Raw genomic sequence first — 20,422 nt, 5'->3', positions numbered from 1 at the left:
CAATCGTTCAGGTATTCATCAGCATGACGACTGTCAGGGGTGTGACGCAGTTCCGCCGCATAGACTTGGCTTCCTTTCCGCCCAGGCACACCGCCATGACCCAATGGTATTTCCATATTCCCGGCCAGGCCGACCGCGTTGGCCCCTTGGACGACGAGGCCGCGCGCCGCTTTGCCCAGGGCAGCCGCCAGGCCTTGGCGTGGCGCGAGGGCATGCAGGGCTGGCAGGCGGTCACCGAAATCGCCGAGTTCGGTGGCCAGACCAGCCCACCGCCGATGCCGCCGCCGGTGGCTGGCAACCGCAACCAGGCTGACGATATCGATTTCCGCATCATCGGGCATGAGATGCAGTTCGTGGAAATCGAACTGGACCCGGGCGAAAGCGCGATTGCCGAGGCCGGCGCGCTGATGTTCAAGGATTCGTCCGTGCAGATGGACACCGTGTTCGGTGATGGCCGCCACGAGGGCCAGGGCGGCGGCTTCATGGACAAGCTGATGTCGGCCGGCAAGCGGGTGATCACCGGCGAAAGCCTGTTCGCCACCTTGTTCACCCATACCGGCAACGGCAAGGCCAAGGTCGCCTTCGCTGCGCCCTACCCCGGCACGGTGCTGCCGATGAAGCTGGACCAGCACGGCGGCAAGCTGATCTGCCAGAAGGACAGCTTCCTGGCCGGCGCGCGCGGCGTACAGGTGGGCGTGCACCTGCAGCGCAAGGTGATGACCGGCCTGTTTGGCGGTGAGGGTTTCATCATGCAGAAGCTCGAAGGCGACGGCTGGGTGTTCGTGCATGCCGGCGGCTGCGTGGTCGAACGCGAGCTGCTAGCGGGCGAACGCATCGACGTGGATACCGGCTGCGTGGTGGCCTACCACGCCAGCGTGGACATGGACGTGCGCCGCGTGGCCGGCCTGAAGAGCATGTTCTTCGGTGGCGAAGGCGTGTTCCTGGCAACGCTGACCGGCCCCGGCAAGGTCTGGCTGCAATCACTGCCTTTCTCGCGCCTGGCCGGCCGCATGTATGCCGCCGCACCGCAGGGCGGCGGCCAAAACCGCGGCGAGGGCTCGGTATTGGGCGGGCTGGGGCGTTTGCTGGATGGTGACAACAAGTTCTGATTGCTGCCTGCAGGCAAAGCCCAGCGTAAAACTTGGGCTTTGGCTCCGGCCCCTCGGCTTGTCATTTCCGCGCAGGCGCGAATCGCTCCTAAACAGCTCGCTTGCTGCCACGCGCCCTCCCGACGCAAAGCGCTATGCTGGCGCCCTTTCCAACGCCCCCTGTTCATCATGAAAGCGCGCAACGCCCGTCTGCTGCTGTCCCTCTCCCTGTTTGGCCTGCTGGCAGCCTGTGGCGGCGAGAACACCAAGCCCACCCCGCCGGCTGCGGTGCAGCCGACCACGCCTGTGCGGCCGGTCAAGATCGGTGTGGCGCTGGGCGGTGGCGCGGCCAAGGGCTTTGCGCATATCGGCGTGATCAAGATGCTGGAAGCCAATGGCTTCGAGCCGGTGGTGGTGTCCGGCACCAGTGCCGGCAGCGTGGTTGGCGCTTTGTATGCCAGCGGCATGAACGCCTTCCAGATGCAGCAGAAGGCGGTGGCGCTGGATGAAGCCAGCATCCGCGATATCCGCCTGTTCTCCGGCGGCCTGGTGCAGGGCCAGAAGCTGCAGGACTACGTTAATGCACAGGTCGGCAACAAGCGCGCCGAGCAACTGGAGAAGCCGTTCGCTGCGGTCGCCACCCAGCTGGAGACCGGCGAGCGCGCGGTGTTCGTGCGCGGCAATGTCGGCCAGGCGGTACGCGCCTCCAGCTCCATCCCCGGCGTGTTCGAGCCGGTGATCATCGGTGGCAAGAGTTATGTCGACGGCGGCGTGGTCAGCCCGGTGCCGGTGGATGCGGCCAAGCAGCTGGGTGCCGAGTTCGTGATCGCGGTGGATATCTCCAGCCGCGCCACCGGCCAACGCCCGACCGGCCTGCTCGGTGCGGTGGGCCAGTCGATCACCATCATGGGCCAGCGCCTGGGCGAGCAGGAACTGGCGCGCGCCGACGTGGTGATCCGGCCGGCGGTGCTGGACATCGGCGCAGCCGATTTCGAACAGCGCGGCCGCGCCATTCTGGAAGGCGAGAAGGCAGCGATGGCAGCCATGCCGCAGATCCGCGCCGGCATCGCCCGCCTGCAGCAGGCGCGTGTTGCCACCGCACGCAACGCCGATGCGCGTGCCGCCGCCGTGCAGGCAGAAGCGCACCAGCGCTGCCAGGACAGCCGCAGCCGCATCGAGAAGCTGCGCGGTGTCGAGAAGAACTGCAGCGCACCGGCGCGCTGATGATCAACGGCGGGGCTGCAGCTTTGTAGTTTTGTGGGAGTGGCGTAAGCCGCGAAGCCGATTGCGTTTCAGATTGTCAGCTTCGCGGCTTACGCCGCTCCCACAACCTGAAGCATAGAGCGCCCTCACCCCAACCCCCGCTCCGCGCCCCGGCCCTTACGCCAGCGCAAGGGCGTTCGATGGGCAGCGAACCAATGGTTCGCAAGCTGCCCCTCTCACCCCGCGTGCGGGAGAGGGGCTTGAAAGCTGCAATACCGACCCTTCTTCACCGCCCCAGCTGCGACAGTGGCAGCGCGCGGAACTCCTTCACCGTGCGCAGCACGAAGCTGGAATTGACGTCGGCCACGCCGGCCGCATTGAGCAGCTTGTCCAGCAGGAATTCCGAGAAGTGGTCCAGGTCGCGCACATAGACCTGCAGCAGGTAGTCCATGTCGCCGGTGAGCGCATGGCAGGCCACCACCTCATCCCATAGCTGCACCGCCTGCACGAAATGATCGATCGCTGCCTGCCCGTGCTTGGACAGCTGCACGCGGACGAAGGCCTGCAGGCCCAGCCCGATCGCGCGCGGCTCCAGGCGTGCGCCATAACCGGCAATCACCCCTTCCGTTTCCAGCCGCTGCACCCGCCGCAGGCAGGCCGACGGTGACAGATTCACCCGCGCCGCCAATTCCGCGTTGGTGGCACGGCCATGCTGCTGTATTTCGACAAGAAGCCGCAGATCCGTGCGGTCAAGGTTCACCGAAGCCATTTTTGTTGCTCCGCAGCATTGAATGGACGCAACAATATTGCGTCAGAAGCCGCCCACTGCGCAATTACGCACACCTGTTGCGCGGCAGGCTTTCTACCATGCGCTTATCTATTCCCTTCAGGAGCTGCCGCCATGGAAGCCAACCCGCGCCGCGTCGAACACCAACAGACCGACAAGGGTTACGTGCCGGTCTATACCACCGCCGTGGTGGAGCAGCCTTGGGACAACTACAGCGCCGACGACCACGCCACCTGGAGCACGCTGTACCAGCGCCAGCGCGAACTGCTGGTCGGCCGCGCCTGCCAGGAGTTCCTCGACGCCCAGGACGAGATGGGCATGAGCGAACACATGATTCCGCGCTTCGATCAGCTCAATGAAGTACTGGGCGCGGCCACCGGTTGGACCCTGGTGGGCGTGGAAGGCCTGTTGCCGGAGCTCGATTTCTTCGATCACCTGGCCAACCGCCGCTTCCCGGTGACCTGGTGGATCCGCCGCCCGGAGCAGATCGACTACATCGCCGAACCCGACCTGTTCCATGACCTGTTCGGCCACGTGCCGCTGCTGATGAACCCGGTGTTCGCCGACTACATGGCCGCCTATGGCCGTGGCGGGGTCAAGGCGCATGCCATCGGCCCGGACGCGCTGCAGAACCTGACCCGCCTGTACTGGTACACGGTGGAGTTCGGCCTGATCAACACCGCCGAGGGCCTGCGCATCTACGGCGCCGGCATCGTCTCGTCCAAGGGTGAATCGCTGTACTCGCTGGAATCGGCGGCACCCAACCGCATTGGCTTCGATCTGGAGCGAATCATGCGCACCCGCTACCGCATCGACACCTTCCAGAAGAGCTACTTCGTCATCGACGGCTTCGAGCAGCTGATGGCCGCAACCGAACCGGATTTCACCCCGATCTACGCACGTCTGGCCGATGCCGAACATCTGCCGGCCGGCGAGGTGCAGGCAGGTGACACGGTATTCCAGCGCGGCAGCGGCGAAGGCTGGGCCGACGGCGGCGACGTCTAAGCCAGCCCCATCATCGCAACGAAGAAGCCGCCCAAGGGCGGCTTCTTCATGCAGGTACCACGCAACCGCCGGTCCCCGTAGCCCGGGTAAGCGAAGCGCACCCGGGACTCTCAAACACCACACCTGCAACTCACTGAGCCTTGACCGGAGCCACCCTGGCCACCCGCCGGCCGCCGTATTTGCGGTTCAACCAAGCCGCGGCAATCAATGCCACCACCAGCGGCGCCGCCCATGGAAACAGCTCGATCAGCAGCGCCGGCACGGTGGTGTGGCTAAGCAGCCACTGCCACACCGGGCGCATACCGATGCCCAGGAAAGCCACATGGGTGGCAATACCGGCGCCCAGCATCGACTGGTAGTGCTGGCGAAAGGCCCAGTCCGGCCGCGCCGGGCCACGCCGGGCGAACTTCAGCATGCGCCAACCGGCCCACAAACCGATCGCCGAGAAGCCGAAGAACAACACCTGCCGATGCTGTACGCCGGTGGCCACCACGGCCAGCGCCAGCACCACCATCGGCCACAACGCCAGATGCCAGCCCGGCCGCGCCACCAGCTTCTTCCAGTCGCGCTTGTCGGTGACCGCACGCCAGGCCAACCAGGTGGCATTGCCGGTGATCACCATCAGGTAGGCCAGGAACAGGGCCGTCAACGGCTGTTGGCGGAAAAAGGCGAACTGGATCGTGATCGGCACCGAGCTGGCCACAATGCTGGCCATCGCCAGCAGATACACCTTGCCCACCGCACGATGCCGCGGCGAGCCCTTCTTCATCAGCGCCGCCGACCAGAAACTGATCAGCGCCACCACGCCGGCCAGTACATGCAGCGCGACGATCAGGGAATATCCGGGCATGACGGTGCTCTCTTCAGTGGCGGCCGGCGGAATGCGATGGCCTGTGCACAGCGTGCGTGAGCCACTGCGCCCACGGCAGTCGCGCCAGTCACCGATCGACCCTGCCGGAAGTCACTTTCTGCCGCCGCCCCCTTGCCGCTGGCGCCTGCGCCCAGCAGCATGCAGGCATGCAAATAACTCACCGTTCGCGTTGGCACAGGCTGCTGCATCCGCTCAACCTCGCCGGCCTGCTCACCTGGCTGGCGGTGGCTGCCACCCTGCCCTATGACGCCGGCGCGCAGACCGCCCTGCGTTGGGGCAGTGCGCTGCTGTTCCTGCTCGCATTCCTGCTGGCGGCCAGCTACGAGCGGCCCGCCCCACAGCGCAGCGTGATGCTGGTGATCGAAGCGCTGGCAGCGTTGGTGGTCATCCGCCTGGCCCATCGCAGCGGCGTTGCACCCGCATTGCTGGTGATGCTGGCCGCGCAGGTGGCGATGAGCTGGCCGTTGCGCACCGCCTTGATGATGATGCTGCTGGTGAATGTGGGCATGTACCTGGTACTGCGCGACGTGCACAGTCACCCTGCCGCGGTAGTGCTGATCTTCGCCGGTTTCCAGGCGTTCGCCATGCTCACCACGCACTACGCCGGCAGCGCCGAAAAAGCCCGCGACCGGCTGGCGCTGGTGAATGCCGACCTGTTGGCCACCCGCGCCCTGCTCGCGGAGCGCTCGCGCGACATGGAACGGCTTCGGCTGTCACGCGAACTGCACGATGTCGCCGGGCACAAACTCACCGCGCTGCGCCTGCATCTGCGTGCGCTTGCCGGGCAGGCGGGTGCTGCCCCCGAGTTGGCCCAATGCGAGCAGCTGTCGGCCGAGCTGCTCGGCGATATCCGCGCGGTGGTGCATTGCCTGCGCGACAGCGGCCAACTCGACATGGATACCGCGCTGCACGCGCTGGCCGCGCCGTTGCCACGCCCGCGCCTGCAATTGCAGCTGGATGAGGACGTACAGCTCAACGACACCGCCAAGGCCGAAACCGTGCTGCGCTGCGTGCAGGAGGCGCTCACCAACAGCGCCCGCCACAGTGACGCCAAGGTGTTGCGGGTTGTGCTGCAACGGCACGACGGGCGCCTGCTGCTGGCCATGGAAGATGACGGCCAACTGCGTGGCGAACCGCGCGCCGGCAACGGCCTGACCGGCATGCGCGAGCGGGTTGACGAGCAAGGCGGCAGCTTACACTTGCAGCGTGCCGCTTCCGGTGCCCTGCAGATTCGTGTGGAATTGCCGGCATGAACGACGCTCCCCGCATTGCCCTGGTCGATGACCAGGCGCTGATCCGCGCCGGCCTGCGCGCCCTGTTGCAGCAGCTCGGCATCAGCATCGTGTTTGAAGCTGACAGCGGCGAAACGCTGCTCGAGCAACTGGCGCAGCAGCCGGTACAACTGATCCTGTCGGATATCCGCATGCCGGGCATGGATGGGATCCAGGCCTTGAAGGCACTGCGCGCCAGAGGCGACCAGACGCCCTGCGTATTCCTGACCACCTTCGATGAAAGCGACCTGCTGCTGCGCGCCACCGAAGCCGGTGCGCAGGGCTTCCTGCTGAAGGACGCTGCACCCGAAGACCTGCATGAGGCCATCACGCGCGCCATCGCCGGCCAGACCCTGCTGCAGCCGGTGAGCACCGATGCGGTACGCCAGCGCTATCGCTACCACGCCGACGACGCGCCCAAAGAACTGTTCAGCCAGAAGGAAGTGGCGGTGCTGCGACTGATGGCCGGCGGCTACAGCAACCGCGAGATCGCCGGCAGCCTGTTCCTGGCCGAAGGCACGGTGAAGAACTATGTCTCTGCAATCCTCGACAAGCTCGACACCCGCGATCGCACCCGCGCGGTATTGAAGGCGATCACCCTGCGGGTGATCTAGCAGTAGGCGTGCAAGCACGGTAGTGCCGAGCCATGCTCGGCAAGGACGTTACCCACAACCCATCAGCCATTGTAGGAGCGGCGTAAGCCGCGAAGCTGGCAATGCTCGAACACCGATATGTTCGCGATCTGATGGTCTATCAGCTTCGCGGCTGACGCCGCTCCTACAACTGGTGCACCGGCAAAGCCCTTGCCGAGCATGGCTCGGCACTACAGCGATGCAGCGCTGCGTACTTCCACCGTCACATGCACGATTTCTTCGTGGATGGCCAAGGCGCGATGGAATACTTCCGGCGCCACCGCCGACGCGGTCACCACTTCCATCGCACAGGCATAACGGCCACGCCCGACCTGCCAGACGTGCAGGTCGCTGATCCGAGCCGGTACCTCACCCTGCTCCACTGCTTCGCGGATTTCGGCCACCACCGGCGCGTCCATCTGCGCATCCAGCAACACCCCGCTGGTCTGGCGGATCAGGCCCCAGGCCCAGACCGAGACCAGCACCGCACCGACGATACCCATCAGCGGGTCCAGCCACGACGCACCGAAATACAGGCCACCGAGCAGGGCGATGATCGCCAGCACCGAGGTAGCCGCGTCCGCCAGCACGTGCAGGTAGGCCGAGCGCTGGTTCAGATCGTGGTGATGCTGGTGGTGATCGCCATGCGCATGATCATGCTGACCGTGCTGATGCCCATGCTCATGTCCGTGATGGTGATGGTGATGGTGATCATGCTGATCACGCAGCCACCACGCGCACAGCAGGTTCACCGCCAGCCCGACCACCGCAATCGCGATGGCCTGCTCATAGTGGATCGGGCTGGGCTTGAATACGCGCAGGATCGACTCGAAGGCCATGATCGCCGCCACGCCCAGCAGCAGGATCGCGCTGCTGAAACCGGCCAGTATCTCGATCTTCCAGGTGCCGAAGGCAAAGCGCGGGTCATCGCGATAGCGCCGCGCGCAGGCATAGGCAAACGCCGCCAAGCCCAATGCCAAGGCATGCGAGCTCATATGCCAACCATCGGCCAGCACCGCCATCGAGTTGAACCACCAACCGCCGGCGATCTCCACCACCATCATCACCAGCGTCAGCACCATCGCGCGGCGGGTGTTCTTTTCCGCCATTGGATTGCCATCGCTGAAGGCATGGCCGTGGCGGCGGGATTGGGCAAATGCGTCGAGTTGCATGGGAGCTCTGGGCAGCGGAACGGGCGGCGTGATTCTATACCCCCATGGGGTATATGATGGAAACCATGGCACATATCCAACGCGACAAGAAAAAGCTGCTGACCCGGGTGCGGCGCATCGCCGGGCAGGTGGCGGCGCTGGAACAGGCGCTGCAAAGCGGCGACGACTGTGACGCCGTGCTGGTGCAGATCGCCGCCGCCAAGGGCGCGATGCACGGCCTGATGCTGGAGGTGATGGCCGGCCACCTGAGCGAGCACGTGGTGGCCGAACCGGACCCGGCCAAGCGCGCCGCCGAGGCCGAACTGCTGCTGGAACTGCTCAAGCGCCATGCGCGCTGAGCCCTGCCACCCGGCCCCGGCCCTGAATGCAGGGCCCCCGGCGCGGTTTGCCGCAACATGTAAAATGGCCAATTTTTAGTCAGGACCATGGCGAAAGCATCCCAACGGGCGCCCGTTCTGGGCCCGGCGTTCATTCGCCTGCTGGCCCGCTTCAATGACGAGGGAACATCCCCTGCGGCGCCTGCGGTGCCGGAGCGGCTGGCGCAGTGGTTTGACTGGAACCGCGCCATCACCCTGTCCAAGGCGCTGGACAACCCGCCGCCCGCGCCCGAGCCAGGCCCCGACTACGACGATGCGCAGGATGCTGAATGCGCGCGGGTGCATGCCAAGCTGATCGACGCCATCCAGGCCGACATCGAGCTCGCCCCGCCGCGCAATGCCGCGCCTGCCGACGCCGAGCTCCCGCCCGGCTTCGCCCCGTACCGCCAGCATTACCTGAACCAGCAGCGCGCCATGCAAACTGCCAGCGGCCGCCTGCGCGGCCGTCTGCGTGACATGCTGGCCCGCCAATCCGCCGCCAAGGCGCGCCTGGCCGAAGTCGACGCGGTGATGGAAGCCACCCTCAGCCCGCGTGAACACACTTTGCTTTCCCATGTGCCGGTGCTGCTCGGCCTGCACTACCAACGGCTGTATGACACAGCCGCGCACGACCCCGTCGATGCCCCGGCATCGGAACCCCCGGCGGCACCCACCGGCCCTTGGCTGGCCACGTTCCGGCAAGACCTGCGCATCGCGCTGCTGGCCGAACTGGATGTCCGCTTCCACCCCATCAATGGCCTGCTCGCAGCGCTACGCACCCGGTAATCCGTACCTCATGTCCAGAAACCTCGTTGCTGTCGTTGTCTTCCTTGTCGGCCTGCTGGCCGTGTGCTGGATCGGCGTGGGCTATGCCGGCACCCATCCGCTCGCCGCGGTGGTCGCCGCGATCATCGCCGCCTGCTATCTGGCCGGTGCCGCCGAACTGTTCCGCTACCGCCAGGCCACCACCGGCCTGCAGCAGGCCCTGCCGTCGATCGGCGAGGCGGCGGACAACCTCGATGGCTGGCTCGCCCGCCTGCCAGCGGGTCTGCGCAACCCGGTGCGGCTGCGCGTACAGGGCGAGCGGGTCGGCCTGCCCGCCCCCGCGCTCACCCCCTATCTGGTCGGCCTGCTGGTGCTGCTGGGCATGCTCGGCACCCTGCTCGGCATGATGGCGACCCTGCGCGGCACCGGCCTGGCGCTGGAAAGCGCCACCGACCTGGACGCCATCCGCAGCTCGCTGGCGGCGCCGGTGAAGGGCCTGGGCTTCGCCTTCGGCACCTCGATTGCCGGCGTGGCCAGCTCGGCCGCGCTGGGCCTGTTGTCGGCCCTGCTGCGCCGCGAGCGCGCGCAGACCGTGCAGGAGCTGGATGCCGGCATCGCCAGCCAGCTGCGCGTGCATTCGCAGCGCTTCCAGCGCGGTGAAACCTTCCGCCTGCTGCAGGAACAGAACGCGTTGATGCCGACCCTGGTCGAGCGCCTGCAGGCCATGATGGGCAGCCTGGAACAGCAGCACCAAGCCAACAACGAACGCCTGCAGGCCAGCCAGCAGGAGTTCCATCAACGCACCGAAGCGGCCTATACGCAGCTGGCAGCGTCACTGCAGCAATCGATGCAGGCCGGTATCAGCCAGCAGGCCAATGCCGTGGGTGCCGCGCTGCAGCCGGTGGTGGATGCAACCATGGCTGGCTTGGCAGACAAATCCAACGCCCTGCACGCCAGCATCGACAGCGCCGTGCACAAGCAGCTCGACGGCATCAACGCCGCCGTGCAAAGCGCCGCCGCAACCGCGGGCAGCAGCTGGAACACCGCACTCGAACAACAGCAGCGCAGCAACAGCGCACTGACCGAGCAACTGCAGCAGGCCCTGGCCCAGTTCAGCAGCAACTTCGAACAACGCAGCAACGCCCTGATCGACGGCGTCGCCACGCGCATGGAAGACAGCGCCGGCCGCACCGCCGACGCTTGGCGCGACGCCTTGGCACAGCAGCACAGCGCGCATGGCGAGCTGGCGCAGCGCAATGAGCAGGCCTTGCTCAGCGCGTCGTCGGCGTTCGAACAACACGCGCAATCGCTGCTCGGCGCGCTGCAGCAGTCGCACCAACAGCTGCAAAGCGCATTCGCCGAACGTGACGAACAGCGCCTGGGCCAGTGGTCGCAGAGTCTGTCGGCGATGGTCAATACGCTGGACAGCAGCTGGCAGCGCAATGGCGAAGCGGTCGCGCAACGCCAGCAGCAGATCTGCGACAGCCTGGCGCAGACCACCCAGGCAATGAGCGAGCAGCAGCAGGCGCAGGCCCGCGACACCATCGCCGAGATCTCGCGGCTGGTGCAGAGCGCCTCGGAAGCACCGCGCGCCGCCGCCGAAGTGGTGGCCGAGCTGCGCCAGAAGCTGTCCGACAGCATGGTCCGCGACACCGCCATGCTGGAAGAACGCAGCCACCTGCTGTCCACGCTGGAGACCCTGCTCGGCGCGGTCACCCATGCATCGACCGAACAGCGCAGCGCCATAGACGCACTGGTCAGCACCTCGGCCGATCTGCTCGAACGCGTCGGCAGCCGCTTCAGCACCCAGCTTGAAGGCGAAACCAGCAGGCTCGACCACGCCGCCGCCAATGTCACCGCCAGCGCGGTGGAACTGGCCAGCCTCGGCGATGCCTTCGGCAGTGCCGTGCAGCTGTTTGGCCAGTCCACCGAAGCCTTGAACGAACGCCTGCAATTGATTGAAAGCGCGTTGGACAAGTCGCTGACCCGCAGCGATGAGCAGCTGGCCTACTACGTCGCCCAGGCACGCGAAGTGGTGGACCTGAGCATGCTCTCGCAGAAGCAGATCATCGGCGAACTGCAGCAGTTGGCCGAAGCCCGCGACAACGCCGGAGCCTGAGCGCGATGAGCGACGAAATCGAATTCGACGCCGAATCCAGTGCCACCACCTGGGCCGCGTTCGGCGACCTGATGTCGGTGCTGCTCGGTGCCTTCGTTCTTATTCTGGCCAGTGTGATCGGCATCCAGCTGCTGCTGCACAACCGCCTGGATGAAGAGGTCAAGCAGCGCCAGGAACAGACCGCCAAGCTCAAGACGCTGGAACAGGCACTGGCCGCACCGTTGGCTGCCGGCCGGGTGACGGTGATCAATGGCCGCATCGGCATCAGCGGCAGCGTGTTGTTCGCGCTCAACTCCGACCAGCTGCAGCCGGAAGGCCGCGAACTGCTGCAGAGCCTGGCCGCGCCGCTGCGTGAATACCTGGGCACGCGCGAAGAGATCCTGATGGTCAGCGGCTTCACCGACAACCAGCCGGTGCGCGTGGTCCATGGGCGCTTTGCCGACAACCTGGAGTTGTCGGCCGCACGTGCACTCACCGTCACCCGCACGCTGATTGCCGACGGTGTGCCCTCGCAGTCGGTGTTCGCCGCAGCCTTTGGTGCCGAGCAACCGGTCAGCAGCAACGATGACGAAGCGGGCCGGGCAAAAAACCGCCGCGTCGAGATCGCGCCGATTCCGCGCCCCAAGCAGGACGGCAAGGCCGATGCCGCGCAATGACGTCCGCTGATCCGGCAGCGCTGGCACAGTTGCAGGCGTGGCGCGAAAGCAACGCTGATCGTGTCGATCCGGCGCGCTTCGAACTGATCGCGTCACTGGCGCAACGTGCGCAAGGCTATACCGGCAGCGCGCGCGCGCAGTTGGATGCGCGTCTGTCGCAGCTGATCGAAGCTTATGCGCAGCTCGCCGCCGTGCAGACTCCGAAGCGCGTTGCCGCAGACGCCGCCGAAAGCCCGCTGCAGTCACTGCTGCTGCAGCTGACGGCCGATCCATTGCAGTACCAACTGCCATTGGCCACCTCCAACGCCGCGGTCGGTGACACCGACAGTGCTGACAGCAATGAGACTGCGTTGATGCCGGCGTTGGATGAATTCCAGCAGCTATGGAGCCGTATCCGCATCGACAGCCTGCTGCGGCAGTGCCTGGATTCATTGCCCGAAGATGCCGGCCCGTTGCACTCCAGCGTGCTTACCTACCGTGCGATGGCACTGATGCAGGATATCTCGCCGGAGTACCTGCAGCACTTCATCGCCTACGTGGACGTGCTGACGTGGATGGAGCAACTGGGCGCAAGCAGCCCGCAAAGTACCGGCGGACGCGCCGCCAGTACCCGCAAACCAGCGCGCGCAGGCACCGGTAAACGTAAAAAGGCCTAGCGCGGTACCGCGCAGTTCATGCCAGCGGCAGCAACAGGCTGAACGTCGTGCCCTGCGCCGTGGACGCCACCTGCACCTGCCCACCATGCGCCTGGGCGATAGCTCGGGTAATCGCCAAGCCCAAGCCTGCACCCTCACCATGGCCACGCCCGCGTGAACGATCCGCGCGGTAGAAGCGGTCGAACAATCGCGGCAATGCATCGGCGGCAATCTGCGGGCCTGGGTTGCTGACCTCGATGCTGCAACGGCCATCGCTGCTGCCGATGCGGACCTGCACCACGCCACCGGGCGGGCAATGCTGGATGGCATTGGAAAGCAGGTTGGCGACCGCGCGATGGATCATCAGCCGGTTTCCTTGCAGCTCGGCATCGCCGTCACGGCGTAGCTGGACCTGCTTGTCTTCGGCCAATAAACCATAGAACTCCAGCAGCACATCCACCAGGCTGCCCAGCGCCACGCGCTCGCGGGTTGGCAACGCGTCCACCGTTTCGGCCTGGGCCAGATACAGCATGTCCGCAATGATCCGCGACAGCCGCTGCATCTCCTCGGCGCAGGAACCCAGGGCATCGCGATAGGCGGCGTTGTCGCGCGGCTGCGCCAGCACCACATGTACCTGCGTAAGCAGGTTGGTGATGGGCGTGCGCAACTCATGACTGAGGTCGGCGGAGAACTCGGACAGGCGCACGAAATCGTTCTGCAGTCGCGCCAGCATGCTGTTCAAGGTCTGCGCCAGATGATCCAGCTCGGCCGGTGCCGCTGCGACTGACAGCCGCCGGTCCAGATGCTCGGTGGTGATCTGCCGGGCTTCATCGGCCAGGCTTTGCAGCGGCCGCAACGTGCGCCGCACCACATAACCACCGAGCAGACTACTGGCCACGGCCGCCAGTACGATGCAGGCCGCAAGCAGCTGGTGGAAGCCGCGCAGGAACGGTGCATGGCGCGCACCATCAATGGCCAGCAACAGCCTCAGTGGCGCGCCCTGCGTTGGCGGCTGGCGCAGGTACAGAACCCGGTAGTGATTGCCATCGGGCAGGCGCCAGACCTGCTGCCGACGCTGCGCTGTCGGCGACTGCTGCCCTGCATATTCCAGCAAGGCCGCTGGCGCAGTAGAGAACACGGTGCTGCCGTCGGCGTCACTGATCCAGAACGCGATGTCCGGATGGTGGCCCAGAGCTTCACCCAGCCGTTCACCGAGCTGCTGCGGCGCAACCGTGGCCACCATATCGCTGATCAACGCCGCCTTGTTCTCCAGCTCGGCGCGGTCCAGGGCGTTGAAGTTGTGGCGTACCGCCTGGTCAATGGCGATGCCGAGCACCGCCATCACCAGCACACTGATCGTGGCCAGCAGCGCGGTCAGCCGCCAGACGGTGGAGCGCCGTCGCATCACGTATCGCCATCGGCGGGCGGGGCTTCCAGCACATAGCCCATGCCGCGCACGGTGACGATGAGCTTGTCGGCGAAATCATCGTCGATCTTGGCCCGCAGCCGGCGCACCGCGACATCGATGACATTGGTGTCGCTGTCGAAGTTCATATCCCACACCTGCGATGCGATCAGCGAGCGTGGCAGCACTTCACCACGCCGCCGCGCCAGCAGTTCCAGCAACGCGTACTCCTTCTGGCTGAGCTGGATCCGGCGCTCGCCGCGCTGCACGCGGCGGCGCAGTGTATCCACCACCAGATCGGCGATGACGATGCGCTCTGCCTGCGGTTGCAGCTGGCCGCGACGCAGCAGGGTACGCACCCGCGCCAGCAGTTCGACGAAGGCGAAAGGCTTGACCAGGTAGTCGTCCGCGCCCAGTTCCAGGCCTTGTACGCGGTCGGGGATGCTGCTGCGCGCGGTCAGGAACAATACCGGCAGCGGATTGCCCGCATCACGCAGCCGCGCCAGTACGTTCCAACCATCCATGCCCGGCAGCATCACGTCCAGGATCAGCAGCTGATAATCGCCGCTGCTGGCCAGATGCAGCCCGTCCACCCCGTTGGCGACCAGATCCACCACGTAGCCAGCCTCTTCCAGCCCCTGGCGCAGATAGCTGCCGGTCTTGGGTTCGTCTTCTACGATCAACAACTTCACTGTGGGTCCTCGAACGAGCGTTGGTTCAGGCGGTGGGGTCAAGCGTACCCAGTACCGCGACACATGCCAGCACCAGCAGCGCCAAGCTTGCTTCCAGGGTGAGGCTGCGCCGCAACGCTCGCGATGGGTTGGCAGCCTTGGCCTGCAAGGCTGCGGCCAATGCCGGCACCAGCCGCCAGCGGTGCAAGGCCGCCAGCAGCAGCATGCCGGCCACCAATGCCAGCTTGAACGACAGCCAACGCCCGTGCGTGGTAGCTGTCAGGCTCGCCAAGCTACCGCCCATGTCGAGGTAGCTGGCGCTGCCGGTAACGGCCAGCAGTGCGACGATGATCGTACCGGGCAGGGCGAAGCCACGCAGACCCACCAACAGCGCCGCTGCGCGTTCACCTTGCTGCGCCTGCTGGCTGCGCAGTAGCAGCCCCAACAAGGCCACGATGGCACCCAGCCACGCACCGGCGGCGAGCAGATGGATGATGCCTGCCGACAGCCGCGGCCAGCCCTGCAGGTATTCGCCAGCACCGGCATGACCATTCCAGGCAAGGCTGGCCAGCGCAATGGCGGCCAGTGCTGTCTGTGGCAGCAGCTGACGCGCGTGCTGCCGCCGCGGCAGCAACAGGAGCAGCAGCAAGGCCAGCACCGCGCCACGCAGCAAGGCAGCCCGACCGCTGGAGGTGGCACCGATGAACCAGGCAAGATCATCCACACCCAGTGCGTCCGGTGCGATGTCGAGCAAGGTGGACAACCGCAGGGTCGCGTCCAGCAGCACCATGACCAGACCACAGATGGCCAGCAGCAAGCCCCAACTGCGCCAGCCCAGCAGCGGCCCCAGCCGCTGACTACGCGCGAACAACGGCACGCCAAACAGCAGCATCAGATCCACATACAACAGCAAGCGCAGCGCGTAGACGAAGGGCTCGGACATCATCCGGCCTGCTTACTTGACGCTGAAATCGAGGTCGCCACTCATCGGGTGGCTATCGGCCCCAACCGTACGCCACTGCAGGCGATAGTTGCCCGGCACCAGTGCGGCATCAGGGACGGTGCGCAAGGTGCGGCCATCGGCAAGCACCTGCGCAGGCGCCACGGCCACCTTCATCCATAGGCGGCCATGGCCCATGAACAACTCGGCGCGCGAGCCGCGTGCCAGCAGCGCTTCGCTGAAGCTCACATCGATCTGGGCTGGCGCCGCAACGGCGGTATTGGCGGCAGGGTTGGAACTCAGCACACGCGGATGCGCCATTGCCGTAGCCGGCATGAAGAAGCCAGCCAACAACACAGCGGCAGCGGAGAGAGAAAAACGACGAAGTAAGGACATGACCGGCACCTGCGGGAGAGGTGCTCAGGCTAGGTGCGAGCAGCTGTCATGGGCCTGACCTGGAGATTACGAAACTGTCAGAAACTGCGGCAGAGCCGGATCATCAGCATCGCCCGGGCAAGTACAGCATCCCAAAAAGCCAGGGCGCTGATGGTTGTTCAAGTTATCAACCAACAGCCCAGGCTGCATTTCTGCATTGCTTTTGTGGGAGCGGCGTCAGCCGCGAAGTCGGTGCATCAGCAGATGCCCAGGATGTTCAGGGCTTCGGCAATGTCAGCTTCGCGGCTCACGCCGCTCCCACAAAAAGTGCTGCCGCACGCTGTAGTGCTGCTTGAATCGAGCAGCACTACCTGCCTGTGCCCATTGCGGCTTACTGCAGCGCGGCGGTATCCACCAGCACCAGCTCGGCGTCTTCCAAGGCGGTGACGCGGATGCTGCGCTCGCCATTGATGGCGGCGCCATCGCGGGCTTCCAGCAGCACGCCATTGACCTCGACCCGGCCGCTGTTCGGCACCAGGTAGCCGTAGCGGTTGCTGTCGCTGAAGTGGTACTCGGTGCTCTCGCCGGCCTTCAGCGTGGCGCCCAGGACGCGGGCGTTGGCACGGATCGGCAGTGCATCGTCGTCACCCTGCATGCCACTGGCCAGGGCGATGAAGCGGCCCGAGCGCTCGCCCTTGGGGAAAGGCTTGGTGCCCCAGGACGGCTTGCCACCGCGCTGGTCCGGGAAGATCCAGATCTGGAAGATGCGGGTGATGCCCGGCTCCAGGTTGTACTCGGCATGGCGGACGCCGGTGCCGGCACTCATCACCTGCACATCGCCGGCTTCGGTACGGCCCTGGTTGCCCTGGTCGTCCTTGTGGCTGATGGCGCCTTCGCGCACATAGGTGACGATTTCCATCTCCGCATGCGGATGCGGAGGGAAGCCGGTGCCGGGCTGGATGGTGTCGTCGTTCCAGACCCGCATCGCGCCCCAGTTCATGCGCTTGTTGTCCTGGTACTCGGCAAACGAGAAATGGTGCTTGGCATCCAGCCAACCGTGATTGGCTCCACCAAGGTTGGCAAATGGGCGACGTTCAATCATGGCGTTCTCCTGCAAGCGGGTGGTGATTCGATGGGGGCCAGTCTAGGCCTGGCTATCGATGCAGAGAATAGAAAGTATGGAAAGTCATTCTTTCCATTTGTGACATTATTGACCTCCCGCCCCGCGAGCTGCCGCCATGAACCGCCTGCCCGATCTGGAAGCCTGGGCCATCTTCGCCAAGGTCGCCGAAGCCGGCTCGTTCGCCCGCGCGGCCGAGGAACTGCAGCTGTCGCAGGCCACCGTATCCAAGGCCATCACCCGGCTGGAGACACGCATCGGCACCAGCCTGTTCCACCGCACCTCGCGGCGCATGTCGCTGACCGCCGCCGGTGAGGCTGCCTTGCAGCGGGCCGCGCGCATCCTCGACGAGGGTGAGGCGGTGGAGGCCGAAGTGGCTGACCGTTCGGCCGCGCTGCGTGGCCTGATCCGGTTGGCGGCACCGATGTCGTTTGGCGTCTCGCGGCTGGCACCGTTGCTGCCGGCCTTCATGCAGGCGCACCCGGACGTGGAGCTGGATATCCAGCTCAGCGACCAGATGGTCGACCTGGTGGCCGAACGTTTCGACGTGGCATTGCGCATTTCCACCCTGGCCGACTCCAGCCTGCGCGCACGCCAGCTATGCCAGGTACGGATTCTGCTGGTCGCTTCCCCTGCCTACTTTGAAGCGCACGGCCGACCCACGCATCCGCGTGATCTGGCCAAGCACCGCGGCTTCCAGTACAGCTACACCCGCAGCGGCAACACCTGGCGCTTCCGCCACCCGCGCCATGGCGAGTTCGCGCAGACCGTACCGCGCCAACTGCAGGCCAACAACGCCGAAGTATTCGATGCCGCCTTGCAGGCGGGGCTGGGCCTGGCCCTGCAGCCCGAATTCCTGGTCTGGGAGCAACTGCGCGATGGACGACTGCAGACGGCGATGGACGACTGGAAGGTGGAGCCGTTGGCGCTGAGCATCATCACCCCGCCCGGCCTGCACCGGCCGGCACGGGTGCAGGCCTTGATCGATTACCTGGCGCAGCGGCTGGAGAAGGAGCCGTGGGCAAACGCCTGATTCCGTCCAGGCCTGCGGCCGTCGATGGCCACAGGCCCGCGGGGATCAGAAACGGACTTCCGCACCGAAGGTGAGCGTGTCGGCGCGGTTGATGTCGTACTCGTAGTCGCCGTAGGAGTACTGCGAGGAGTAGGCGTAGGTGGTGTACATCAACTGCAGGTTGAAATGGCGGTTGATATCCACACCCACGCCGAGGCCGCTGTAGAAACCGTCGATGGTGACGTTGTCGCCCCACAGGTCTTCGGTCTTGGCGCGCCAGTAGCCCAGCCGTGCAACGCCGAACCAGCGGCTGTCGCCAAAGTTGAAGCGGGCATTGGCACCGATGTTGTTGAACCTCACGCGCGGAATATGGATGTCGCGCCAGCTGGTGTCATCCAGTCGACCGGCGCCCACTTCGATACCAACCTGCGAGTAGTCCCCCGCCTGCCAGCGGTAACCGGCATTGGCGATGATCACGCGTTGATCGACCTCCTCGTAGATCTTGCCCCGACCAGCCTGCACGCCCACGAAGGCCGCGCCATTCTCCGGCGCCGGCCGCCTGGCCGGTGCCCTGTAAGGTACCGAGGCCGGATAGGCCGGCTGCGAGGTCTGTTGGCCTGCCTGGCCAGCCACGGCTGCATTGGTATCTGCGTTGCTGGATGCCGTCTGCGCGGCCTGCTGCTGTGCCCGATAGGCCTTCCAGGACGGGAACGCCTGCGCCTGCGCGGTGCCGACTACACCCAGCAGCAACATCGGGAAAACGATCGCCTTGAGCTTGCTCATCTGCATTCCTTTGAAGTGACCAATGGTGTCCCTACTGCCAACCGCGGAGGTGCAGCGGGCCGGGCCGCACATGGCACCCAGGCATCACTCCCTGCAGCTGAGATCGGCATGGCCACCCCGGCCACCCATCACAGACTTCAAGCCCCCATTGCGCGGCACATTGAGGGCGCCAGCGCGCACTGTCAACTTTGCCCGGCTGCAGCTGCCCGGGCGCGGCCTGCAGGCCGCGTGCCTAGTTGCGCGCTGCTGCGGTTGGATAGGCCAGCATCACCACCAGGTCCTCGTCGCCGCTCTGCTGCAGGGCGTGATTGCTGCCGGCCCGGGTCAGCAGCGCGTGGCCCGCGCCGACTTCGTATTGCCTTCCGTCCAGCACATAGAGGCCGCGGCCGCTGACGATGTAATAGATCTCGTCCTTGTGCTGCGGATGCAGGCCGATACCGGCACCCTTGTGCAGCACACGCTTGCGCATCACGAAGGGCAGATCACTTACGTCGGCGAAGAATGAGTAGGCCGTGGTCGGGCCGGCGCCGCCATGTGGGCCGGGTTGCGCGCGGCCGATGTCCTGTTCGCGGATGACCTGCGAGCCGTGCGGGTTGCCCGCAGCCTGCACTGGTGCCGCAACCGTCGGTGCCGCGGCACTTGGTGTGGAGGTTGCAGCGCCCTGCCCTGCGCTGATCGCACCGCAGTCGATATCGCGCTTCAGGGTTGCTTTCATCTGCGGCGCGATCTCGACCCAACCACCCATCACCTGGCAGGCAACCGCAGTTGCACCGGCGACGCTGAAGTGGGTGCCATCGGCCTTGTTCTGTTCGGGCACGAACATGAAGTACGGCTTGGCGCCCTGCTCGCCCAGCGCGCGTATCCACGCCATTGAGCTTGCGTTGAGATCGATCAGCTGCACGTTCTGCGCTTTCGCCACCTGCTTCATTGCCTGCGTGTAGCGGCCGTGTGTATCCAGCAGCGCACCGAAGTCGTAGAGCAGGCGGGCAACCGGGGTGATCAGGATCGGCGTTGCGCCCTTGCCGCGTGCGGCAGCGATGTAGCGCGAGAGAAATTGTGGGTAGTCGCTGTCTGGATCGGTGTAACGCGTTGGGTCTTCGCGCTTGGCATCGTTGTGGCCGAACTGGATCAGCAGTACATCGCCTGCCTGCAGTTCCTTTTCGATTGCATCCAGCCGCCCTTCATTGATGAAACTGCGGGTGCTGCGGCCGCCGACGGCATGGTTGCGTACCTGCCATTGGCCTTCATCCAGCCAGCTTTGCAGCGCCTGGCCCCAGCCGGCTTGTGGAGCGCGCTCGGGGCCGTAGCTGGCTGCGGTGGAGTCTGCGGCTATGAAGATGCGGTGGGTGGGTTCGTTGGCTTTGGCTTTGGCTTGGGCTGAGAATGCGGAGAGGCAAAGGACGACGAGAGACAGTGCGTAAAATTTCATGCGTTGCTTCTGCTCTGAAGCCCCTCTCCCCTTGCGGGGTAAAAGGGGACGGTTGACGAACCGAAGGTTCGTGGACCCTTGAACGCCCTCGCGCCAGCGCAAGGGCTGGGGCGCGGAGCGGGGGTTG

Annotated in this window: 21 protein-coding genes; 11 read left to right on the top strand and 10 right to left on the bottom strand. The window is 65.6% G+C overall.

Going from position 1 to position 20,422, the window contains the following annotated elements; translation table 11 throughout:
* The first annotated feature begins 95 nt into the window (after nucleotides 1-95).
* Together ABB27_RS14380 and ABB27_RS14375 are read left to right on the top strand one after the other, a co-directional pair.
* Complete coding sequence (locus ABB27_RS14380; RefSeq protein ID WP_057629472.1) at nucleotides 96-1,109, top strand: TIGR00266 family protein; 1,014 nt, start codon at nucleotides 96-98, stop codon at nucleotides 1,107-1,109.
* A 165-nt stretch (nucleotides 1,110-1,274) separates the two neighbouring features.
* A complete protein-coding gene (locus ABB27_RS14375; RefSeq protein ID WP_425477548.1) occupies nucleotides 1,275-2,312 on the top strand; it encodes a patatin-like phospholipase family protein in 1,038 nt (345 codons plus the stop codon).
* Between the two features lie 265 nt (nucleotides 2,313-2,577).
* Here ABB27_RS14375 and ABB27_RS14370 read toward each other — a convergent pair whose 3' ends face one another.
* Nucleotides 2,578-3,060 carry an Lrp/AsnC family transcriptional regulator gene (locus tag ABB27_RS14370; protein WP_057629470.1) on the bottom strand — a complete coding sequence of 161 codons (483 nt, stop codon included), beginning with the start codon at nucleotides 3,058-3,060 and terminating at the stop codon, nucleotides 2,578-2,580.
* A gap of 132 nt (nucleotides 3,061-3,192) precedes the next feature.
* Here ABB27_RS14370 and phhA point away from each other — a divergent pair, with 132 nt between their 5' ends.
* On the top strand, nucleotides 3,193-4,083 hold the full coding sequence (gene phhA / locus ABB27_RS14365) for a phenylalanine 4-monooxygenase (protein ID WP_057629469.1): 891 nt from the start codon (nucleotides 3,193-3,195) through the stop codon (nucleotides 4,081-4,083).
* Between the two features lie 130 nt (nucleotides 4,084-4,213).
* Here the strand turns inward: phhA and ABB27_RS14360 are convergent, their stop codons facing one another.
* Complete coding sequence (locus ABB27_RS14360) at nucleotides 4,214-4,933, bottom strand: hypothetical protein (RefSeq protein WP_057629468.1); 720 nt, start codon at nucleotides 4,931-4,933, stop codon at nucleotides 4,214-4,216.
* 167 nt (nucleotides 4,934-5,100) lie between these two features.
* Here ABB27_RS14360 and ABB27_RS14355 point away from each other — a divergent pair, with 167 nt between their 5' ends.
* Nucleotides 5,101-6,207 carry a sensor histidine kinase gene (locus ABB27_RS14355; RefSeq protein WP_083491327.1) on the top strand — a complete coding sequence of 369 codons (1,107 nt, stop codon included), beginning with the start codon at nucleotides 5,101-5,103 and terminating at the stop codon, nucleotides 6,205-6,207.
* The gene (locus tag ABB27_RS14350) at nucleotides 6,204-6,839 is read left to right on the top strand and encodes a response regulator transcription factor (RefSeq protein ID WP_057629466.1); all 636 of its coding nucleotides are present in this window, start codon (nucleotides 6,204-6,206) and stop codon (nucleotides 6,837-6,839) included. The genes ABB27_RS14355 and ABB27_RS14350 overlap by 4 nt, the downstream gene beginning before the upstream one ends.
* Before the next feature lie 209 nt (nucleotides 6,840-7,048).
* On the opposite strand, the gene dmeF is transcribed toward ABB27_RS14350, so the two are convergent.
* Nucleotides 7,049-8,029, bottom strand: coding sequence for a CDF family Co(II)/Ni(II) efflux transporter DmeF (dmeF, locus tag ABB27_RS14345; protein WP_057629465.1), 981 nt, complete (start codon nucleotides 8,027-8,029; stop codon nucleotides 7,049-7,051).
* Between the two features lie 65 nt (nucleotides 8,030-8,094).
* Here dmeF and ABB27_RS14340 point away from each other — a divergent pair, with 65 nt between their 5' ends.
* The 5 genes from ABB27_RS14340 (at nucleotide 8,095) to ABB27_RS14320 (ending at nucleotide 12,581) form a co-directional block, all read left to right on the top strand.
* Nucleotides 8,095-8,367, top strand: coding sequence for a metal/formaldehyde-sensitive transcriptional repressor (locus ABB27_RS14340; RefSeq protein WP_057629483.1), 273 nt, complete (start codon nucleotides 8,095-8,097; stop codon nucleotides 8,365-8,367).
* 87 nt (nucleotides 8,368-8,454) lie between these two features.
* Nucleotides 8,455-9,171, top strand: coding sequence for a DUF3348 domain-containing protein (locus ABB27_RS14335; RefSeq protein WP_057629464.1), 717 nt, complete (start codon nucleotides 8,455-8,457; stop codon nucleotides 9,169-9,171).
* A gap of 10 nt (nucleotides 9,172-9,181) precedes the next feature.
* Complete coding sequence (locus tag ABB27_RS14330) at nucleotides 9,182-11,269, top strand: DUF802 domain-containing protein (protein ID WP_057629482.1); 2,088 nt, start codon at nucleotides 9,182-9,184, stop codon at nucleotides 11,267-11,269.
* Nucleotides 11,270-11,274: 5 nt separating this feature from the next.
* The gene (locus ABB27_RS14325) at nucleotides 11,275-11,925 is read left to right on the top strand and encodes an OmpA family protein (protein ID WP_057629463.1); all 651 of its coding nucleotides are present in this window, start codon (nucleotides 11,275-11,277) and stop codon (nucleotides 11,923-11,925) included.
* Nucleotides 11,922-12,581 carry a DUF2894 domain-containing protein gene (locus tag ABB27_RS14320; protein ID WP_057629462.1) on the top strand — a complete coding sequence of 220 codons (660 nt, stop codon included), beginning with the start codon at nucleotides 11,922-11,924 and terminating at the stop codon, nucleotides 12,579-12,581. The genes ABB27_RS14325 and ABB27_RS14320 overlap by 4 nt, the downstream gene beginning before the upstream one ends.
* Nucleotides 12,582-12,597: 16 nt before the next feature.
* On the opposite strand, the gene ABB27_RS14315 is transcribed toward ABB27_RS14320, so the two are convergent.
* The 5 genes from ABB27_RS14315 to ABB27_RS14295 form a co-directional block, all read right to left on the bottom strand.
* The gene (locus tag ABB27_RS14315; RefSeq protein WP_057629461.1) at nucleotides 12,598-13,965 is read right to left on the bottom strand and encodes a heavy metal sensor histidine kinase; all 1,368 of its coding nucleotides are present in this window, start codon (nucleotides 13,963-13,965) and stop codon (nucleotides 12,598-12,600) included.
* On the bottom strand, nucleotides 13,965-14,657 hold the full coding sequence (locus ABB27_RS14310) for a heavy metal response regulator transcription factor (RefSeq protein WP_057629460.1): 693 nt from the start codon (nucleotides 14,655-14,657) through the stop codon (nucleotides 13,965-13,967). The genes ABB27_RS14315 and ABB27_RS14310 overlap by 1 nt, the downstream gene beginning before the upstream one ends.
* A 25-nt stretch (nucleotides 14,658-14,682) precedes the next feature.
* A complete protein-coding gene (copD, locus tag ABB27_RS14305; protein WP_057629481.1) occupies nucleotides 14,683-15,579 on the bottom strand; it encodes a copper homeostasis membrane protein CopD in 897 nt (298 codons plus the stop codon).
* A 12-nt stretch (nucleotides 15,580-15,591) separates the two neighbouring features.
* The gene (locus ABB27_RS14300; RefSeq protein WP_083491326.1) at nucleotides 15,592-15,972 is read right to left on the bottom strand and encodes a copper resistance protein CopC; all 381 of its coding nucleotides are present in this window, start codon (nucleotides 15,970-15,972) and stop codon (nucleotides 15,592-15,594) included.
* A gap of 370 nt (nucleotides 15,973-16,342) precedes the next feature.
* Entirely contained in the window at nucleotides 16,343-17,053 is a 711-nt protein-coding gene (locus tag ABB27_RS14295) for a pirin family protein (protein ID WP_057629458.1), read from the bottom strand.
* A gap of 136 nt (nucleotides 17,054-17,189) precedes the next feature.
* Between ABB27_RS14295 and ABB27_RS14290 the strand changes: the two genes are divergently transcribed.
* On the top strand, nucleotides 17,190-18,104 hold the full coding sequence (locus tag ABB27_RS14290; protein ID WP_057629457.1) for a LysR family transcriptional regulator: 915 nt from the start codon (nucleotides 17,190-17,192) through the stop codon (nucleotides 18,102-18,104).
* Between the two features lie 45 nt (nucleotides 18,105-18,149).
* Here ABB27_RS14290 and ABB27_RS14285 read toward each other — a convergent pair whose 3' ends face one another.
* Both ABB27_RS14285 and ABB27_RS14280 read right to left on the bottom strand, forming a co-directional pair.
* Nucleotides 18,150-18,866, bottom strand: a complete 717-nt coding sequence (locus ABB27_RS14285) for a porin family protein (RefSeq protein WP_083491330.1) — start codon at nucleotides 18,864-18,866, stop codon at nucleotides 18,150-18,152.
* Nucleotides 18,867-19,098: 232 nt separating this feature from the next.
* Nucleotides 19,099-20,295, bottom strand: coding sequence for a GDSL-type esterase/lipase family protein (locus ABB27_RS14280; RefSeq protein WP_057629455.1), 1,197 nt, complete (start codon nucleotides 20,293-20,295; stop codon nucleotides 19,099-19,101).
* Nucleotides 20,296-20,422: the final 127 nt, after the last annotated feature.

It is taken from the genome of Stenotrophomonas terrae, from assembly GCF_001431465.1.
GTDB classification, from domain to species: Bacteria; Pseudomonadota; Gammaproteobacteria; order Xanthomonadales; family Xanthomonadaceae; genus Stenotrophomonas; species Stenotrophomonas terrae.
The sequence above is the reverse complement of the archived record's forward strand: the minus strand, read 5'-3'. Positions and strand labels throughout refer to the sequence as shown.

Excerpts from the sequence above, each read along its gene's own strand:
- ABB27_RS14380 (WP_057629472.1), top strand. The coding sequence starts at position 96 with ATGACCCAATGGTATTTCCATATTCCCGGCCAGGCCGACCGCGTTGGC.
- ABB27_RS14370 (WP_057629470.1), bottom strand. The coding sequence starts at position 3,060 with ATGGCTTCGGTGAACCTTGACCGCACGGATCTGCGGCTTCTTGTCGAA.
- phhA (WP_057629469.1), top strand. The coding sequence starts at position 3,193 with ATGGAAGCCAACCCGCGCCGCGTCGAACACCAACAGACCGACAAGGGT.
- ABB27_RS14360 (WP_057629468.1), bottom strand. The coding sequence starts at position 4,933 with ATGCCCGGATATTCCCTGATCGTCGCGCTGCATGTACTGGCCGGCGTG.
- ABB27_RS14355 (WP_083491327.1), top strand. The coding sequence starts at position 5,101 with ATGCAAATAACTCACCGTTCGCGTTGGCACAGGCTGCTGCATCCGCTC.
- ABB27_RS14350 (WP_057629466.1), top strand. The coding sequence starts at position 6,204 with ATGAACGACGCTCCCCGCATTGCCCTGGTCGATGACCAGGCGCTGATC.
- dmeF (WP_057629465.1), bottom strand. The coding sequence starts at position 8,029 with ATGCAACTCGACGCATTTGCCCAATCCCGCCGCCACGGCCATGCCTTC.
- ABB27_RS14340 (WP_057629483.1), top strand. The coding sequence starts at position 8,095 with ATGGCACATATCCAACGCGACAAGAAAAAGCTGCTGACCCGGGTGCGG.
- ABB27_RS14335 (WP_057629464.1), top strand. The coding sequence starts at position 8,455 with ATGGCGAAAGCATCCCAACGGGCGCCCGTTCTGGGCCCGGCGTTCATT.
- ABB27_RS14330 (WP_057629482.1), top strand. The coding sequence starts at position 9,182 with ATGTCCAGAAACCTCGTTGCTGTCGTTGTCTTCCTTGTCGGCCTGCTG.
- ABB27_RS14325 (WP_057629463.1), top strand. The coding sequence starts at position 11,275 with ATGAGCGACGAAATCGAATTCGACGCCGAATCCAGTGCCACCACCTGG.
- ABB27_RS14320 (WP_057629462.1), top strand. The coding sequence starts at position 11,922 with ATGACGTCCGCTGATCCGGCAGCGCTGGCACAGTTGCAGGCGTGGCGC.
- ABB27_RS14315 (WP_057629461.1), bottom strand. The coding sequence starts at position 13,965 with ATGCGACGGCGCTCCACCGTCTGGCGGCTGACCGCGCTGCTGGCCACG.
- copD (WP_057629481.1), bottom strand. The coding sequence starts at position 15,579 with ATGTCCGAGCCCTTCGTCTACGCGCTGCGCTTGCTGTTGTATGTGGAT.
- ABB27_RS14300 (WP_083491326.1), bottom strand. The coding sequence starts at position 15,972 with ATGTCCTTACTTCGTCGTTTTTCTCTCTCCGCTGCCGCTGTGTTGTTG.
- ABB27_RS14295 (WP_057629458.1), bottom strand. The coding sequence starts at position 17,053 with ATGATTGAACGTCGCCCATTTGCCAACCTTGGTGGAGCCAATCACGGT.
- ABB27_RS14290 (WP_057629457.1), top strand. The coding sequence starts at position 17,190 with ATGAACCGCCTGCCCGATCTGGAAGCCTGGGCCATCTTCGCCAAGGTC.
- ABB27_RS14285 (WP_083491330.1), bottom strand. The coding sequence starts at position 18,866 with ATGAGCAAGCTCAAGGCGATCGTTTTCCCGATGTTGCTGCTGGGTGTA.
- ABB27_RS14280 (WP_057629455.1), bottom strand. The coding sequence starts at position 20,295 with ATGAAATTTTACGCACTGTCTCTCGTCGTCCTTTGCCTCTCCGCATTC.